The 15,326-nt window shown below is 68.0% G+C and carries 16 protein-coding genes; 9 read left to right on the top strand and 7 right to left on the bottom strand.

Going from position 1 to position 15,326, the window contains the following annotated elements:
• Positions 1–13 precede the first annotated feature (13 nt).
• Genes AB5I39_RS08375 through AB5I39_RS08385 form a run of 3 tightly spaced genes read right to left on the bottom strand, consistent with a single transcriptional unit; the run spans position 14 to position 3,755 of the window.
• Complete coding sequence (locus tag AB5I39_RS08375; RefSeq protein WP_404373616.1) at positions 14–1,771, bottom strand: heparinase II/III family protein; 1,758 nt, start codon at positions 1,769–1,771, stop codon at positions 14–16.
• Positions 1,772–2,434, bottom strand: coding sequence for a ribulose-phosphate 3-epimerase (gene rpe / locus AB5I39_RS08380; protein ID WP_404373619.1), 663 nt, complete (start codon positions 2,432–2,434; stop codon positions 1,772–1,774).
• A gap of 46 nt (positions 2,435–2,480) precedes the next feature.
• Positions 2,481–3,755 (bottom strand): RsmB/NOP family class I SAM-dependent RNA methyltransferase, encoded by a 1,275-nt coding sequence (locus tag AB5I39_RS08385; RefSeq protein WP_404373622.1) that lies wholly within the window; start codon positions 3,753–3,755, stop codon positions 2,481–2,483.
• Positions 3,756–3,853: 98 nt separating this feature from the next.
• Here AB5I39_RS08385 and AB5I39_RS08390 point away from each other — a divergent pair, with 98 nt between their 5' ends.
• A complete protein-coding gene (locus tag AB5I39_RS08390) occupies positions 3,854–4,027 on the top strand; it encodes a DUF1674 domain-containing protein (RefSeq protein ID WP_404373625.1) in 174 nt (57 codons plus the stop codon).
• 142 nt (positions 4,028–4,169) lie between these two features.
• On the opposite strand, the gene AB5I39_RS08395 is transcribed toward AB5I39_RS08390, so the two are convergent.
• On the bottom strand, positions 4,170–5,141 hold the full coding sequence (locus AB5I39_RS08395; RefSeq protein WP_404373627.1) for an NAD(P)H-dependent glycerol-3-phosphate dehydrogenase: 972 nt from the start codon (positions 5,139–5,141) through the stop codon (positions 4,170–4,172).
• Positions 5,138–6,169, bottom strand: a complete 1,032-nt coding sequence (gene tsaD / locus AB5I39_RS08400) for a tRNA (adenosine(37)-N6)-threonylcarbamoyltransferase complex transferase subunit TsaD (RefSeq protein WP_404373630.1) — start codon at positions 6,167–6,169, stop codon at positions 5,138–5,140. The genes AB5I39_RS08395 and tsaD overlap by 4 nt, the downstream gene beginning before the upstream one ends.
• Before the next feature lie 79 nt (positions 6,170–6,248).
• Between tsaD and hemC the strand changes: the two genes are divergently transcribed.
• Genes hemC through AB5I39_RS08415 form a run of 3 tightly spaced genes read left to right on the top strand, consistent with a single transcriptional unit; the run spans position 6,249 to position 8,863 of the window.
• Positions 6,249–7,169, top strand: a complete 921-nt coding sequence (gene hemC / locus AB5I39_RS08405; RefSeq protein WP_404374080.1) for a hydroxymethylbilane synthase — start codon at positions 6,249–6,251, stop codon at positions 7,167–7,169.
• Positions 7,166–7,852, top strand: a complete 687-nt coding sequence (locus tag AB5I39_RS08410) for a uroporphyrinogen-III synthase (protein WP_404373633.1) — start codon at positions 7,166–7,168, stop codon at positions 7,850–7,852. The genes hemC and AB5I39_RS08410 overlap by 4 nt, the downstream gene beginning before the upstream one ends.
• 30 nt (positions 7,853–7,882) lie before the next feature.
• Positions 7,883–8,863, top strand: coding sequence for a hypothetical protein (locus AB5I39_RS08415; RefSeq protein WP_404373636.1), 981 nt, complete (start codon positions 7,883–7,885; stop codon positions 8,861–8,863).
• Here AB5I39_RS08415 and AB5I39_RS08420 read toward each other — a convergent pair.
• Positions 8,860–9,657 (bottom strand): DUF72 domain-containing protein, encoded by a 798-nt coding sequence (locus AB5I39_RS08420; protein ID WP_404373638.1) that lies wholly within the window; start codon positions 9,655–9,657, stop codon positions 8,860–8,862. The genes AB5I39_RS08415 and AB5I39_RS08420 overlap by 4 nt on opposite strands.
• A gap of 94 nt (positions 9,658–9,751) precedes the next feature.
• Here AB5I39_RS08420 and AB5I39_RS08425 point away from each other — a divergent pair, with 94 nt between their 5' ends.
• Together AB5I39_RS08425 and AB5I39_RS08430 are read left to right on the top strand one after the other, a co-directional pair.
• Positions 9,752–10,312 carry a sigma-70 family RNA polymerase sigma factor gene (locus AB5I39_RS08425; RefSeq protein ID WP_404373641.1) on the top strand — a complete coding sequence of 187 codons (561 nt, stop codon included), beginning with the start codon at positions 9,752–9,754 and terminating at the stop codon, positions 10,310–10,312.
• Positions 10,309–10,962 carry an NrsF family protein gene (locus AB5I39_RS08430; RefSeq protein ID WP_404373644.1) on the top strand — a complete coding sequence of 218 codons (654 nt, stop codon included), beginning with the start codon at positions 10,309–10,311 and terminating at the stop codon, positions 10,960–10,962. The genes AB5I39_RS08425 and AB5I39_RS08430 overlap by 4 nt, the downstream gene beginning before the upstream one ends.
• Before the next feature lie 124 nt (positions 10,963–11,086).
• Here AB5I39_RS08430 and AB5I39_RS08435 read toward each other — a convergent pair whose 3' ends face one another.
• Positions 11,087–12,277 (bottom strand): MFS transporter, encoded by a 1,191-nt coding sequence (locus AB5I39_RS08435; RefSeq protein WP_404373647.1) that lies wholly within the window; start codon positions 12,275–12,277, stop codon positions 11,087–11,089.
• Positions 12,278–12,640: 363 nt separating this feature from the next.
• Here AB5I39_RS08435 and AB5I39_RS08440 point away from each other — a divergent pair, with 363 nt between their 5' ends.
• Genes AB5I39_RS08440 through AB5I39_RS08450 form a run of 3 tightly spaced genes read left to right on the top strand, consistent with a single transcriptional unit; the run spans position 12,641 to position 15,326 of the window.
• Positions 12,641–12,967 carry an STAS domain-containing protein gene (locus tag AB5I39_RS08440; protein ID WP_404373649.1) on the top strand — a complete coding sequence of 109 codons (327 nt, stop codon included), beginning with the start codon at positions 12,641–12,643 and terminating at the stop codon, positions 12,965–12,967.
• On the top strand, positions 12,964–13,332 hold the full coding sequence (locus AB5I39_RS08445; protein ID WP_404373652.1) for a response regulator: 369 nt from the start codon (positions 12,964–12,966) through the stop codon (positions 13,330–13,332). Before AB5I39_RS08440 ends, AB5I39_RS08445 begins: the two co-directional genes overlap by 4 nt.
• On the top strand, positions 13,329–15,326 hold the full coding sequence (locus AB5I39_RS08450; protein ID WP_404373654.1) for a chemotaxis protein CheA: 1,998 nt from the start codon (positions 13,329–13,331) through the stop codon (positions 15,324–15,326). Before AB5I39_RS08445 ends, AB5I39_RS08450 begins: the two co-directional genes overlap by 4 nt.

The following is a 15,326-nucleotide window of genomic DNA, read 5'->3' on the forward strand; positions in this document are numbered from 1 at the left end:
TCGCCGCCAAGTTTCAACCGGCGCGCTTCAACGCCCAGCTTACGCTCGCGCCGCCAGCGGGGGATTCGCCGGTGACGGCCAGCTGCATCGTCGCGTGGGGGCGGCCATCAGCGTCGATCCAAACGCTCTCCTCGATCGCGAGCGCACCGCCGCGGCACCGAAATTGCCACAGGCCACCGCCCGGCAGCCGCAACAGCGCGGCCTGGCCATCGGCGGTCGGCGACACCTGTATGCCGAGGCCGAGATGGAAGCGGATCGCAAAGCCGGTGGCGACCAGCTTGCGCCGCTTGGTCGCGGGCAGCAGCATATCCTCGCCGCGCAGCTCACGGCCGTCGCTCGTCAGCGTCAGCTGCCGACGGTGCAGGAAGCCGAAGCGGCGGGCATAACCGTCATGGCTCGCATCGATCCGGCTCGATCCGTCGCTTTCCTGCCGCGCGAGTTCGACCTCGCCGACCCCGCGGCCGAGCGTGCCATCGGCATGGATCGCGGTCGAATTGCTGTCGCCGACAATCAGCGTCGAATGCGCCGCCGTGGTGCGCAGCCCCTCGGCCAGCGCGGGCGGCAGTTGCGCGAGCCCCGCGCGCGCGCCGCCGCAATTGACGACGATGCGGTTGGCACCATCGGAAAATTCGAAGGCCAGCGTCGAGGCACAGCCGCCCTCGACCAGCCGCGCGACCGGCGGTGGTGCCGCATCGAGGATGGCGACGGCCGATCCGGCGGCCAGCCGCTGATAGCCCCATTCGCGTGCCTGGCGCAGCGGGCGCGTCCGCACGCCGCTCGCCTGGATGATCTGTTCGAGCCGTTCCACGCCGATCGGCGCGCCGCCTTGCCAGCTCCCGAGATCGCGGTCGCCAAGGCACACGCCAAGCAAGGCCGGGACCAGCGTCTGAATCGCGGCCGTAACGGTTGCTGGCGGGTCGATCCGCCGCGCGGCGTACACTTCGCGCAGCTGCGTCAGCAGCATCAGCAAATCGACTTGCGCGGCGGGCGCGCGCGCGACGTTACCGCCATCCTCGAAGATCGACACGCCGATCGCCTTGGCCAGCGCCGCCTCCGTCGCGCCGCGGCGTGCGTCGCCGCCCGGAATGAGCAGGCCGGCCGCCACGACCCCGCACAGTGCCGCAATGCGGGGCGCGCCCGGTGCCGCTTTGTCCGCGCCACGATCGATATGCCGTGCACCCCGCGCAAGCGTGTTGAGCACGCGGCTGCGATACACCAGGTCGGTCGACGACAGGATCAGCGGTGCGTGCGCAGTCCAGAACAGGATGCGCCGTCCCCACAGATCGGCGCGCCATGCTGGCTCGCTCACCTTGTCGGCATGGGCCTCGAGCCAGCGCCGCATCAGTGCCTCGGCGACCGGCGTCGCCTGCACGCGCGTGGCGACTGTCGACAAGTCGCGCAGCCATGAGAAGCCGTGCAGATAGTCGCCAAAGGCCTTGGAGAAATCGGGCTTGGTGAGATCGAGTGTCTCGACCGCGCGGCTTTCCCCACGGAACGTCAGTGTGCCATCCAGCAGCGCATTGCCCCGCCGCACATCGCCGAGAAACGGATCGTCGGGCACGGCGATCAGTTTCAACGGATGGCGTCCCTTCAACCGCATGTCATGGATCGGCGTGCGCCACGTCAGGCGATGAAAGCGTTCTGCCAGGCGCTCGGCCAGCGACAACCCCTTGTCGCCGCCCGACCGGATCAGGCGCTTGCCCTGGTCGATGCCGTCGGCACCGCCCGCCTGATCGGGCGTAAACGCTCCGGGGGGCGGCACATCGTTCATTTAGCCGCGCAGGCCAGCGATATTGGTCGCGTAGGCACCAGGGCCACCGCGGAAGGTCGCCGTGCCCGCGACCAGCGCATCCGCACCCGCCGCGATCGCGTGCGGGGCGGTGATGTGGTCGATCCCGCCATCGACCTCCAGATCGACCGTATAGCCGCCCTTGTCGATCATCTTGCGCACCGCCTCGATCTTGCGCAGCGACGATTCGATGAACGCCTGCCCGCCGAACCCGGGGTTGACGCTCATGATCAGCACCAGATCGACTTCTTCGAGCAGATAGTCGAGCGCCTTGGCCGGGGTCTGGGGGGTGAGCACGACACCGGCGCGCTTCCCCAGGCTGCGGATATGCTGGAGGCTGCGGTGCGTGTGCGGGCCCGCTTCGACATGAATGCTGATCGTGTCGGCGCCAGCCTCGGCAAAGGCGTCGAGATAGAGATCGACCGGTGCGATCATCAAATGCACGTCGAGCGGCTTGGTCGTGTGCGGGCGGATCGCCTTCACCACCGCCGGGCCGATCGAGATATTGGGCACGAAATGCCCGTCCATCACATCGACATGGATCCAGTCGGCCCCGGCGGCATCGATCGCGCGGACCTCCTCGCCCAATTTCGCGAAATCGGCAGACAGGATCGACGGGGCGATGCGAACGGGAAGCTGCGACATAAGGGCATAGCCTCTAGCACGGTGGAGTCATCGGGCAAGTCGCGCGTTAACCGTGCCGACGCAACCGCGCGATGAAGAAGCCATCATTGCCGCCGGGATCGATCATGCCGGGCAGCGTGCGCAGCCATCCGCCGGGGTTTGGCGTCATGCCGACGGGGAGTTCATCCTGCGTCACCGGTACAACGCTATAGTCGGAGCGAGCGGCAAGGAATTTGGCGAGCTGCTCTTCGCCCTCGGCCGGTTCGAGCGAGCACGTCGCGAACACGAGAGTCCCGCCCGGCTTCACCCAATCAGCCGCCCGCGCGAGCAATTTGGCTTGGAGCGCGGCGAGTTCGCTGATCTGCGCGGGTCGCACGCGGTGGAGCACGTCCGGGTGGCGGCGGAAGATGCCGGTCGCGCTGCACGGCGCATCGAGCAGCACCGCATCGGCAGGCGCGGGCGGCGACCAGAGCAGCAGATCGGCGACGATCACCTCGCCGGTGAGATTCGTGCGTTCGAGATTCTCGCGCAGTCGCGCCAGCCGATTTTCGGACGAATCGACTGCGGTGACCCTCCATCCGGCACTGGCAAGCTGCATTGTCTTGCCGCCGGGGGCCGCGCACAGGTCGAGCACCGTGCCGGGGCCGGCTCCCAAGAGGCGCGCCGGAAGCGAAGCGGCGATGTCCTGCACCCACCAGCTTCCCTCCTCGAATCCGGGCAGTTCGGGCACATGCGCCGAATCGAGCCGCACATGGCCTGGGAGCAAGGAGACTCCGCCCAGCGCCTCGGCCATCGCCGCGGTGGTTGCCGGATCGGCGAGCGTCAGGTCGAGCGGTGGCGGGGCCGCCATCGCGCGCTCCGCTGCTTCGATGCCGTCATCGCCCCATGCCGCGTGCCAGCGGATCGCGACCGGATCGGGCAGGGTGGGTTGTTCGGGCAATTGATCGCCGCCGCGCGACAGCGTGCCGAACACGCCGTGGACCAATTTGCGCGGGCCGCCATCAACCAGCGGCAGCACGGTCGAAATCGCAGCGTGCGCGGGGGTGCCGAGCGACAGCGCCTGAACGAGCGCGATGCGCAGCGCAAAGCGCGCCTTGGCATCATCCGGCAGCCGCGTCTTGGTCGCCGAATCGATCAGCGCGTCGAGATCGGGCAAGCGCCGCAGCACCTCGGCGGCGATTGCGTGCGCAAGCGCGCGATCGTCGCTGCGTTCGATCCCCGCCGTCGCGCGCCCGATCGCGGCCTCCAGCGGCAGACCCTGGCGCAGCACCGCATCGAGCAAGCGCAGCGCTGCGCGGCGTGCGGGGACGCCGGGCGGCTCGACCGGTTCGGGCTTGGGCATGTAACGGCGGGGCGGGGGCAGGGTCAAAAGCTTGAACTCTTCTTGGGCAAGGCCGATGTGGCATGAGCACTATACCGTGCCGTCTTCAGGAAACCCTCATGGCCGCTCGCCCGCCACATGTGAAGCCACCCGCCTATCTCAGCGCCAATCCGCCGGTGCCGCGGCCCGATCCGGTGCCGGTGAAAACGCAAAGTGCGAAGGGCGATCCCGACGGGCTCGATCCGACGCGCTATGGCGATTGGGAGCTGAAGGGCATCGCAATCGATTTTTAAGCGGCGGCGGATCCCATATCCCGTCACCCCGGCCTTGTGCCGGTGTCCACTGGGCAATGGGCGATGTGGAATCTACTTCGAAGGGCCTACCGAGCGGCTTGGTAGACCCCGGCACAAGGGCAGGGTGACGCTGTTCGCGAATTCATTCCCGTGTCAACGGCCGCGCGAGCAACGCGTCGATCACCGCGTGAACGTCGCGCCCCTCTAGCAGATCGCAGACAGCCTCGACCACCGGCATCGCCACACCTGCCGCGCTCGCTGCCTCGCGCAACACCGGCGCGGTGAACGCGCCCTCCGCAACCGTCAGCCGATCCGCGAGCAGATCGGCAGCCCGCTTGCCTTGCCCCAGGCCCATCCCCAGCGAGAAATTGCGCGAGCTGGTCGACGAACAAGTCAGAACCAGATCGCCCAGTCCCGACAGACCACTCAACGTCTCGGCCCGCGCCCCACGCGCGAGACCAAAACGCGTCATCTCGGCAAAGCCGCGCGCGATCAGCGCCGCGCGCGCATTCTGGCCAAGCCCAGCTCCCTCGACCACGCCGCACGCGATCGCGAGGACATTCTTCACCGCCCCGCCAATCTCCGCGCCAATCACGTCGGTCGAGGCATAAGGCCGAAACGTCGGTCCACCGAGCCGCTCGGCCAGCGCCGCACCGAGCGCTTCGTCGACGCACGCGAGCGTCACCGCGGTCGGCTGCCCCGCGGCGACTTCATGCGCAAAGGTCGGGCCGGAGAGCACCGCAATCGGGCTGTGCGGGTGAAGCTGTTGCGCGACCTCACCGACCAGAAGCTGCGTTCCTGCCTCGATCCCCTTGGCACACAGCACCAACGGCGTCGCGCCGACCGCAGTCTCGGCCAGCACCGTGCGGACATGTTGCGCGGGGACGACCACGAGCAACGCCTCGCAGCCTGCCAGATCGCCGAGTGACTGCGTCGCCCGGATCGACGCAGGCAGCGTGATCCCGGCGAGGAATCGCGTGTTCTCATGCGCATGGTTGATCGACGCCACAACTTCCGGCTCGCGTGCCCACAGCACCACGTCCTGACCGCCCCGCGCCGCGACTTGCGCGAGCGCCGTCCCCCACGCCCCGCCACCGATGACGCCGATCCTCACGCCTTCACCCCCGCGCCGCGCACCGCTTCCGCGCCCGGGTCGAGCGGCCAGCGCGGGCGGGCGGCGACGTCGAGCGGGTCGGTCAGGCCTGCCGCAAAGCGTTCGGCCCCGGCCCAGCCGATCATCGCGGCATTATCGGTGCACAGCCACAAAGGCGGCGCGACGAAGCGCAGACGGTGTTCGCTCGCAAGACCCGAAAGCGCGGTGCGGACGGCGGTGTTTGCCGCCACGCCGCCCGCGACGACCAGCGCCGTGACCTCGCCCGCTTGCCCCAGCGCCCGAACGGTGCGGTCGATCAGGCAATCGACCACCGCCGCCTGAAAGGACGCGGCGATATCCTCGACGGCCCAGCTTTGCGCATCACGCGCGCGCACCACCGCACTTTTCAGACCCGCAAAGGAGAAATGCGGCTCGGGCGAGCCTTTTAAGGGGCGCGGCAAGGGCACGATCGGCTGCCCCAACGCCGCCGCCGCCTCGACCGCCGGGCCGCCGGGGAAACCCAGCCCCAGCACCTTGGCGGTCTTGTCGAACGCTTCGCCCGCGGCATCGTCGATCGTCGTGGCAAGGCGGCGATAGCGCGCGACGCCCTCGACCAGCAGCAATTGGCAATGCCCGCCCGAGACGAGCAGCAGCAGATACGGAAAGTCGAGGTCCGGATCGGACAGGCGCGGGCTCAGCGCATGGCCTTCCAGATGATTGACCGCGATCAGCGGCTTGCCCGCCGCGTGCGCCAGTGCCTTGCCGGTGACCAGCCCGACCATCACCCCGCCGATCAACCCCGGCCCCGCCGTCGCCGCGACCGCGTCGACATCCGCCAGCGTCACGCCCGCATCGGCCAGGGCGGCGGCGACCAAGGGACTCAGCATCTCGACATGCGCGCGCGCGGCGATTTCGGGCACCACGCCGCCATACGGCCGATGCGCCGCCTCCTGCCCCGCGAGACGGTGCGACAGGATGCGACGATCCGACGTGACGAGCGCTGCGGCGGTTTCGTCGCAGCTTGATTCAAGGCCGAGAATGAGTGCCATTGCTGTCCCTTAGCCGTTCGGACACGGCTTGTCGAAATCGGGCGCGTTCGCCAAGGTGATCGCAAAGGGGAGGGATCGCTTGACGCAACCACAGTTGAAGCTCGGCACGCGCGGATCGCCGCTCGCGCTCGTCCAGGCCAATATGGTGCGGGATGCGCTCTGTACCGCGCATGGCTGGACCATCGACGCGATCGAGATCGTGCCGATCAAGACGACGGGCGACCGAGTGCAGGACGTGGCGCTCGCCGAAATCGGCGGCAAGGCGCTGTGGACGAAGGAACTCGACCGCGCTTTGCTGGCGGGTGAGGTCGATTTCGCGGTCCATTCGATGAAGGACGTCGAAACCGAACGTCCGCGCGAAATCGCGATCGCGGCGATGCTGCCGCGCGCCGACGTGCGCGATCGGCTGATCGGTGCGCCGAGCATCGCCGCTTTGCGCCAGGGGGCGGTAATCGGCACCAGCTCGCCGCGCCGCGTCGCGCAGTTGAAGCGTATGCGCCCCGATTTCGAGACGGTGCTGTTTCGCGGCAATGTCGATACGCGCCTCGCCAAGGTCGCGGCGGGCGAGGTCGATGCCTCGATGCTGGCGGCGGCGGGGCTCGATCGGCTGGGCCGGCCCGATGTCGGCGTTGGCATCGAAACCGACGATATGTTGCCCGCCCCCGCCCAAGGTGCGGTCGGGATCGAGGCGCGGGCAGCGGACGACCAGATTCTGGGCTGGCTCGCAGCGATCGATCATCAGGCGACGCATCTGTGCGTGCTGGTCGAACGCGCCCTGCTTGCCGCGTTGAAGGCGGATTGCCATTCGCCAGTTGCCGCGCTCGCCGTGATTGAGGACGAGCTGGTCTGGTTGCGCGCCGAACTCTTCGCCGAGGATGGCAGCGCGCACGTGACCGGCGAAATCCGTGGCGCGGCGGACGATGGCACGCTGGCCGAGCGGCTCGCCGCCGATCTGCTCGCGCGCGCGCCCGAGGCGGTACGGCGGCTGTTCGCGGGATGAGCGCAGCACTGGCGGTGTTGCGCCCCGAACCGGGCAACGCCGCCACCTGCGCGCGGGCGGCGGCGGCCGGGTTCGAGACGATCTCCCTGCCGTTGTTCGCGGTGCAGGCGCTGGCATGGGATGCGCCGCGCGTGGCCGATTTCGATGCTTTGATCCTGACCAGTGCCAATGCTTTGCGCTTTGCCGGGCCGGGGCTGTCCGATCTGACGCGTCTGCCCGTGCTGGCAGTTGGCCCGCATACGGCGGCAGCGGCGCGTGAAGCGGGGTTTGACGTCATGGCGGCGGGCGGCGGCGATGGCGCTGAAATTGCCGCGCTGGCGACCGCGCAGGGCGTATCGCGCGCGCTGCATCTGACCGGGCGGGATCGCACGCTGTCGGCTGGCGGGCCAATCGCACGGGTTATTCCGGTGTACGAAAGCGCCGTCGTCCCGGTCGATCCGGCGCGGCTGCAGGCCTTGGTCGGGTCGATCGCCTTGCTTCATTCGGCGCGCGCGGCGCGGCGGCTGGCGGAACTGCTGGATGCCGCCGGGATCGACCGTTCGCGCCTTGCCATTGCCGCGTTCAGCCCGGCAATCGCGGCTGCGGCGGGGCGCGGCTGGGCCGATAGCGCCAGCGCCACGACGCCCGACGATGCCGCGCTGTTCGCCGCCGCCCGGCGCATCGACCGCACGGGGGGGCGTTGACCGGTCGCGTAACGGCCCCGATAAGGTCGCATGGACGACGCAATCCCCCCGGTGCCAGAACCTGCTCCGGTGACGCCAGCGGTGCCGCCCGCTCTTCCGCCGCTGCCACCGCGCGTGCTCCCGAGCTTCGCGCCACCGCCGCCGCCGCCCGCCTCGAGCGGCATGGGCTGGCGGATGGGGGTCGCGCTCGGGCTCATCGCGTTCCTCGTCGGGGTCGGCGTGGCGGCGCTTGCGCTCAACAAATTCGCGCGCACGGGTGAAGCCAAGCCGGTCGCCACGGTGACGCTCCCGGTCGGTGCGAATGGCCAGGCCCCGGTGGTGATCGTGCCAGGCAAAACCGGTGCGGCGGTGCCTGCGATCGATCTGGCCGCGCTATCAACTCGCGAGGCCGAACTGGCTGCCAAGATCGGCGAGCTCGAAACCCGCGCTGGGGCGATCGACCGTGATTCGCAGCGCGCCTCCGCATATGCCACGCGCAGCGAAGGGCTGATGGTCGCCTTCGCCGCGCGCCGTGCGCTCGATCGCGGGCTCAACCTCGGGTTCCTCGAGGATCAGTTGCGCAGCCGCTTCGGCGGGACGCAGGCCGCAGCCGTCGCCACCGTGCTGCAGGCCGCGCGCGCACCGGTGACGCTGGAGGACCTGCGCGTCGGCCTCGACGGGATCGCGCCCGAATTGATGACTGGTGCGGCAAGCGTCGGCTGGTGGCAAAGCCTCCGCTCGGAAATCGGCAATCTCGTCGTGTTGCGCCGCGCTGGCACGCCGTCGCCGCTCCCGCTCGACCGCGTGGCGCGCGCACGCCGCCTGATCGAGGCGGGGCAGGTCGAGGCGGCGCTGGCGGAAGTTTCGCGCACGCCGGGCGCACGTCAGGCCGAAAGCTGGAGTGGTGCGGCACGGCGCTACATCGCCGCGCGCCGGGCGCTCGATACGATCGAAAGCGCCGCGATCCTCGCACCCGGCGTCGATGCGCCACCGCCCCCCGCGGCGCCGTCCACCGTGCCGACGACGCCTTAGGCCGAGACTCGCTCGATCAGCGCCATCGCACCGGCGGGTGCTCTGACTTTGGCGCCGTTGATGAAAAAGACGAACGTATCGCGCGGGTGAGCCGGCGCCGGGTCCGCGACATAGGGCAGGCCCTCCGGCGTGCCGCCTGCGGCCCAGCTTCGCGCAGCCTTGGTCCAGCGATCCAGCGCGGCCGGCGTATAGCCGGTCGGCTCCTCCTCCACCGCTGCCTCCAGCCGCGCATAAACGAAATCGCCGCTGACATCGGCAATCGCGGGATAGTCGGCTGAATCGGCATAGACGATCGCCACCCCGGCGGCGCGCGCCAGTGCAACGAATTCCGGCACGCAGAAGCTCTGATGCCGCACCTGCACCGCGTGGCGCAGCGCGACGCCGTCCTGCTTTGCGGGTAACAGCTTCAGGAACGCCCCGAAATCGTCCGGATCGAAGTGCTTGGTCGCCATGAATTGCCACAGGATCGGACCCAGCCGGTCGCCCAGTTCGACGATTCCCTGCCCAGTAAAGCGTGCGATCGATTCGCCCGCTTCGGCCAACACCTTGCGATTGGTGCAATATCGCGATGCCTTGAGGGTGAAGACGAAGCCGTCGGGCACCGCCTTCGCCCACGCGGCAAAGGTCGCTGGCTTTTGCGAGGAATAATAGGTGCCATTGACCTCGATCGCGGTCATTTTGCCCGCGGCATATTCCAGCTCGCGCTTGATCGGCCATTTCTCGGGAAAGAACACGCCGCGCCACGGCTCGTACGTCCAGCCGCCAATACCGATTCGAATGTCGCCGCTTGTCATGTCCGCAACGCTACCCGAGAAGTATCCGTGACGAAACCGCAGGCGAGGCCGTAACCAATGCCCGGTCGCATCCGAATGACGCGTGTGAATGCCCGTGCGCGCTGGTGAAGCGGAACTGCGAGCGCTGATGATCGGCGGCCTCGCCGGTCAGGCCGACGCCCAGCGCAAGCTGTTGCAGGCGCTCGCCCCGGTACTGCGCGCCTTTTTCGCGCGGCGGCTGCGCGGGGCCGAGGATGATGTCGAGGATTTGGTGCAGGACAGTTTGATCGCCATTCACACGCGCCGTGCGACCTATGATCCGGCGCGGCCGTTTACCGCCTGGGCCTATGCGGTCGCGCGCTACAAAATGATCGACCATTTCCGCCGTCGCAAGCAGACGCTGCCGATCGACGATTTCGCCGACATCCTGTCGACCGCGAGCTTCGAGGACGCAAGCGGCGCTTATCTCGACATCCGCCGCCTGCTCGACGCGCTGCCGCCCAAGCAAGCCCAGGCAATCCGCGCGACCAAGATCGACGGGCTGAGCGTGGCGGAGGCCGCGGCGCGTGCCGGGATCAGCGAATCGGACGTGAAGGTGTCGGTGCACCGCGGGCTGAAGACGCTCGAACAGCGCTTGAGCGACGCAACGCTCGGCGCAGCGCGATTGGGATCATGACGATGGCATCGACCGACGCATTGATCGATTCGCTGGCCGAGCAAGTCGTGCCCGTAGCCCCTGGCGCGGTGGGCGGCCGTCTTGTTTCCGCGCTCCTGATCGGCAGCGTCGTGACCGCGCTGGCGGTCGTCATCTGGCTTGGCCTGCGACCCGATCTGTCGCACGCGCTGTACGGCAGCATGATCTGGATAAAATGGGCCTATACCTTGTCGATCGGCATGCTCGCCGCGCTCGGTGTCGCGGTGATCGCCCGGCCCGAGCGGCGGGCCTTGGGCTGGTTGTGGCTGGCGCTGCTACTGCCAGTCGGGTTGCTGGCCGCCCTTGCCGTCGCGCAAGTCATGGCAACCCCGCGGGACGGCTGGCCGATGCTCTGGCTTGGCCATAGTTGGCAACGCTGCTCGATCTCGGTCGTACTGCTGGCGTTGCCGATCTTCGTCGCGACCCTGCGCGCGCTGCGCAGCCTCGCGCCGACGCGGCTGCGGCTGGCCGGGGCGATGGCAGGGCTGGCGGCCGGTGGCATCGCGGCGACGCTCTACGGCGTCCACTGCCCCGAAACCGCGGCACCGTTCGTGCTCACCTGGTATTCGCTCGGGATCGTGGCGGCGATGGCGATCGGCGCGATGATCGGACCACGCGCATTGCGCTGGTAACCTCAGCTGCGGCCTTTGTGAGCACGCCCGGCGAACGCATTCGGTACTGACATCAAGCCGACCCGGGAAAGGGAGATCTACCCACGCCGGCCAGCGAGCCTCTGGCGATTGCGATCCGCACGGGTCAGCCCTCCCGCTTCAGGCCGGGGAGCTGGATCAGCACGCCGATGCCGGAGACGACGACGCCAAGCAGGTTGACCGTTGTCCAGCCTCCGGCGCTCCAGGCGAAGGTCGCGCCGGCGGACCCGGCGGCTCCTCCCAGGAACATGGCGCCCATGAAGATGGTGTTCAGGCGCGCTCGCGCCTCGGGCCGCAGGGCGTAGACGACATGCTGGTTCGAGACGAGCGCGCTCTGGACCCCGAAGTCGAGCAGCATGACGCCGACGATCAGGCCACCGATGGTGCCGAATACGCCGAACACGGTCCACGCTGCCAGTGTCAGGACAGCACCGAGCAGGACTACAAGATGCGGCCCGCGACGGTCGGCGATGCGGCCAGCCACAGGCGCCGCAAGGACGCCCACGGCACCGACAATCCCGAACAGGCCGGCGACGTCGGCGCCCAGGGAGAAGCGCGGCTCCTGCAGACGCAGCGCAAGGATCGTCCAGAACGCACTGAAGCCGGCGAACAACAGCGCCTGCGTGATCGCCGCCTTGCGCAGGGCTCCGAACTCGGACCAGAGCCCCGCCAGCGAACGGATCAGCGGGCCAGAGCTGTGGTCCGTGTCCGGAACGCTCCGGGGTAGTATGGCTGCCATGAGCGCGCCGGCGCCCAGCGCAATCGGCACGCCGAGCCAGAACATCTCGCGCCATCCGGCATGGGTCGCAACGAAGCCGGCCAGCGTTCGGCTCAGCAGGATGCCGCATAGCAGGCCGGCCATGACGGTCCCCACGGTCGCGCCCCGCCGCTCGGGGGTCGACAAGTGCGCGGCGAGCGGCACGATCTGCTGGGCGACCGTCGAGAGCACGCCAACGAGCAGCGAGGCCAGGATCATCATAGGCGCGCCCGGTGCGATGGCCGCGATGGCCAGCGCGACGGCGAGGCCGCCGAACTGAAGGACGATCAGGCGCTTGCGCTCGATAAGGTCGCCCAGCGGCACCAGCAGGAACAGGCCTGCGGCATACCCCAGTTGTGTTGCGGTCGGTACGAAGCTGGTGATGGATCCTGGCAGGTCCCGCTCCATGATGCCGAGCATCGGCTGGTTGTAATAGATATTGGCCACCGCGGCGCCCGCGGCGACGGCCATGGCGAAGTTGACCGCGGCGCCGAGCCCGCGGCGCGGCTCCGCAAGCGGGGCAGGTGCTGTGATCGTCATGCGGGCCTCCAGATGGTGCAGCGATCGGACCCCATCTGGGCCTTGTCGCCGCGAAGCAGAAGTAGTCCATCCGGACACGCCGGCTTGTCTTGTAAAGATTTGCTGGATCTCTCGGACCTGCGCCGTTCTGATCGAAGCCGTGCACGGCTAATCCACCGGACCACGCGGTCGCTCTCTCTCTCGCGCCGGAGGGCGCGGTGTTCCCACCCCGTGCAGAGACCATCCTCGCGCTTCGTCGCACCGCACCGCCTTAAAAAATTTCGGTCGATTTGCGCGCTCTGCCCGGCGGGCCAGCTACATAGAGACGATGCTTGCCGCAGGATCGGAATCTCCGATCTGCGTCGGCGATCCGGCCGGTGGAAGATGAATGAGGCAGAAATGGCCCAAGTGTTAGAAGTGCCCAGTTCGGTGACGATTTCATCGGCGGCGATGTTTGCCGAAAGCGTGGCGCAACATCTCGATCAGCATGACACCACCGTTCTGAATCTCGCCCAGGTGCAGGAAGTCGATCTCAGCTTCCTGCAAATCCTGTGTGCAGCGCGAGATCACGCCAGTCGTACCGACAAAACGATCCAGCTCGCGGGTCCGGCAACGGACGTCGTGACGGCGTTACTTCGGCGTGCGGGAATGCTCGATGCCCCCGCGCAGCACGATCTCGATTTCTGGTTGGACGGAGCCCTTCCACAATGAGCGCTTCGATCCTGACGGTCGATGATTCGGGCAGCATGCGCATGGCGATCCGCATCGCGCTGACCGGTGCAGGCTATGCCGTTACCGAAGCCGAGGACGGTGTCGACGGGCTGAACAAGGCGAACGCCGCCAAGTTCGACCTGATCATCACCGACCTCAACATGCCGCGGATGGACGGGCTCACCATGATCCGGGAGCTGCGCAAGAACCCCGCGCAATGCGGCACGCCGATTATCTTTCTGACCACCGAATCCGATGATTCGATCAAGCAACAGGCCAAGGCCGCAGGCGCGACCGGCTGGCTGGTGAAGCCCTTCGTGGCCGAGCAATTGATCAAGGTTTCGCGTAAGGTCCTTGGGCGATGAGCCAGGCCGATCCGATCGCCGCCTTTCGTATCGAAGCGGGCGAATTGCTCGACCAGATCGAACAAGGCCTGCTCGATCTCGGCCACCGGCTCGACGATTACGATCTGATCGACTCGATCTTCCGCGGGCTGCACACGCTGAAGGGCTCGGGCGCGATGTTCGGCTTCGATGCGCTGGCCGGCTTCACGCATCATTGCGAATCCGCCTTCGACCGGGTGCGTAAGCGCCTTGCGCCCGCCACCGCCGAGCTCGTCGCGGTAATTCTGGCGGCGCAGGACCATATGCGCGCGTTGCTCGACGATACGACCGGTGCCTCCGCTTCCGCCGACACCGGCGCGGCAATCATCGAGCGGCTCCACGCGGCGATGGACGGCGCGACGCCCGTCGCCGAACCCGCAAAATCGAACGATCGAGTCTGGCGCCTGACCTTCCGGCTGCCGCTCGACGCGATGGCAAACGGCAGCAACCCCCTCATGCTGCTCGACGAACTGCGCGCGCTGGGCGAGAGCCGGATCGTTGCGCTGACCGACCGGATTCCACCGCTCGGCGACCTCGACCCGACCGAATGCCACTTCGGCTGGGCCGTCACGCTGCGCGGCGACATCAGCCGAAACCATATCGACGACGTGTTCATCTTCGTGATGGACGACATGGAACTTGAGATTGCCGAGGGGGATGCGCACGGCGACGCGGCGTCATCCGAGGCTGCGGCGGCAAGCCCGGCGGCGGTGGTCGAAAGCGCTCAACCCGTCGCCGCGGCCCCCGTTTCCACCCCGGCTTCCGACGAGGCGGCCAAGGTCCTGCCCAAGGCCAGCGAGACCGTCCGCGTTCCGGCCGAACGCCTCGACCTGTTGATGGACCGCGTCGGCGAACTGGTGATCGTGCAAAGCCGCCTTTCGCAACTTGCGCAGGGCGGAGCGGGCACCTCCAACCAGATCCTGCATTCGATTTCCGAGGAAATCGAGCGACTTGCGGGCGAATTGCGCGACACGATGATGGTGTTGCGGATGGTGCCCGTCGCAACGCTGTTCGGGCGCTTTCGCCGGCTGGTTCACGATCTCGCGCGCGATACCGGCAAGGCGATCGAGCTGGTCACCGAGGGTGAATCGACCGAGGTCGACAAGACGGTGATGGAGCGTCTCGCCGATCCGATGGTCCATCTGATCCGCAATTCCTGTGACCACGGCCTGGAAACCGCCGACGAGCGCGTGGTGGCCGGGAAATCCGCAACCGGCCGGGTCCTGCTGTCGGCCAAGCAGGCCGGCGGCGAGGTGATCATTGCCATTCGCGATGACGGCCGCGGGATCGATCGCGACCGCGTCCGCGCCAAGGCCGAAGCGCAGGGCCTGCTCCAGCCGGGCCAGGTCGCGACCGAGCATGAGGTGCTGCAGCTGATTTTCCACCCCGGCTTCTCGACCGCCGAACAGGTCACAAACCTGTCGGGTCGCGGCGTCGGCATGGATGTGGTCAAACGCACGATCGAGAGCCTGCGCGGCACGATCGACGTGACGAGCGTTCCGGGCGAAGGCTCGACTATCTCACTGCGCATTCCGCTGACGCTGGCGATCATCGACGGGCTGCTGATCCGCGTCGGGACCGCGCGCTACGTCATCCCGCTGTCCGCGGTCGAGGAGTGTATCGAGCTGAGCCTGGAGGAGGATGTGCGCTCGCGCGGTCGCAGCCTGATCACGCTGCGCGAGCGGCTGGTCCCCTTCATGCGGCTACGCGAGATTTTCGATACGCAGACGCCGCCCGATCCGCATCAGAAGATCGTCATCATCTCGACCGGATCGGATCGCGTCGGGTTGGTGGTCGATCAGATCATCGGCAGCCACCAGACCGTCATCAAGCCGATGTCGCCGGTCCACGGCGACGTCACGATCTTTGCCGGCGCGACGATCCTCGGCGACGGCAACGTCGCGCTGATCCTCGATGTCGCGCAACTGGTCGCGCTCGGCCAGCACCGGGAGGAGCGGCTGCGCGCCGCTGCATAG

The organism is Sphingomonas sp. MMS24-J45 (assembly GCF_044881195.1).
Classification (GTDB): Bacteria; Pseudomonadota; Alphaproteobacteria; order Sphingomonadales; family Sphingomonadaceae; genus Sphingomonas.

What these genes read in the sequence shown, in the direction of transcription:
- AB5I39_RS08375 (WP_404373616.1), bottom strand. Translation starts at nt 1,771, where the DNA reads ATGAACGATGTGCCGCCCCCCGGAGCGTTTACGCCCGATCAGGCGGGC.
- rpe (WP_404373619.1), bottom strand. Translation starts at nt 2,434, where the DNA reads ATGTCGCAGCTTCCCGTTCGCATCGCCCCGTCGATCCTGTCTGCCGAT.
- AB5I39_RS08385 (WP_404373622.1), bottom strand. Translation starts at nt 3,755, where the DNA reads ATGCCCAAGCCCGAACCGGTCGAGCCGCCCGGCGTCCCCGCACGCCGC.
- AB5I39_RS08390 (WP_404373625.1), top strand. Translation starts at nt 3,854, where the DNA reads ATGGCCGCTCGCCCGCCACATGTGAAGCCACCCGCCTATCTCAGCGCC.
- tsaD (WP_404373630.1), bottom strand. Translation starts at nt 6,169, where the DNA reads ATGGCACTCATTCTCGGCCTTGAATCAAGCTGCGACGAAACCGCCGCA.
- AB5I39_RS08410 (WP_404373633.1), top strand. Translation starts at nt 7,166, where the DNA reads ATGAGCGCAGCACTGGCGGTGTTGCGCCCCGAACCGGGCAACGCCGCC.
- AB5I39_RS08415 (WP_404373636.1), top strand. Translation starts at nt 7,883, where the DNA reads ATGGACGACGCAATCCCCCCGGTGCCAGAACCTGCTCCGGTGACGCCA.
- AB5I39_RS08420 (WP_404373638.1), bottom strand. Translation starts at nt 9,657, where the DNA reads ATGACAAGCGGCGACATTCGAATCGGTATTGGCGGCTGGACGTACGAG.
- AB5I39_RS08430 (WP_404373644.1), top strand. Translation starts at nt 10,309, where the DNA reads ATGACGATGGCATCGACCGACGCATTGATCGATTCGCTGGCCGAGCAA.
- AB5I39_RS08435 (WP_404373647.1), bottom strand. Translation starts at nt 12,277, where the DNA reads ATGACGATCACAGCACCTGCCCCGCTTGCGGAGCCGCGCCGCGGGCTC.
- AB5I39_RS08440 (WP_404373649.1), top strand. Translation starts at nt 12,641, where the DNA reads ATGAATGAGGCAGAAATGGCCCAAGTGTTAGAAGTGCCCAGTTCGGTG.
- AB5I39_RS08445 (WP_404373652.1), top strand. Translation starts at nt 12,964, where the DNA reads ATGAGCGCTTCGATCCTGACGGTCGATGATTCGGGCAGCATGCGCATG.
- AB5I39_RS08450 (WP_404373654.1), top strand. Translation starts at nt 13,329, where the DNA reads ATGAGCCAGGCCGATCCGATCGCCGCCTTTCGTATCGAAGCGGGCGAA.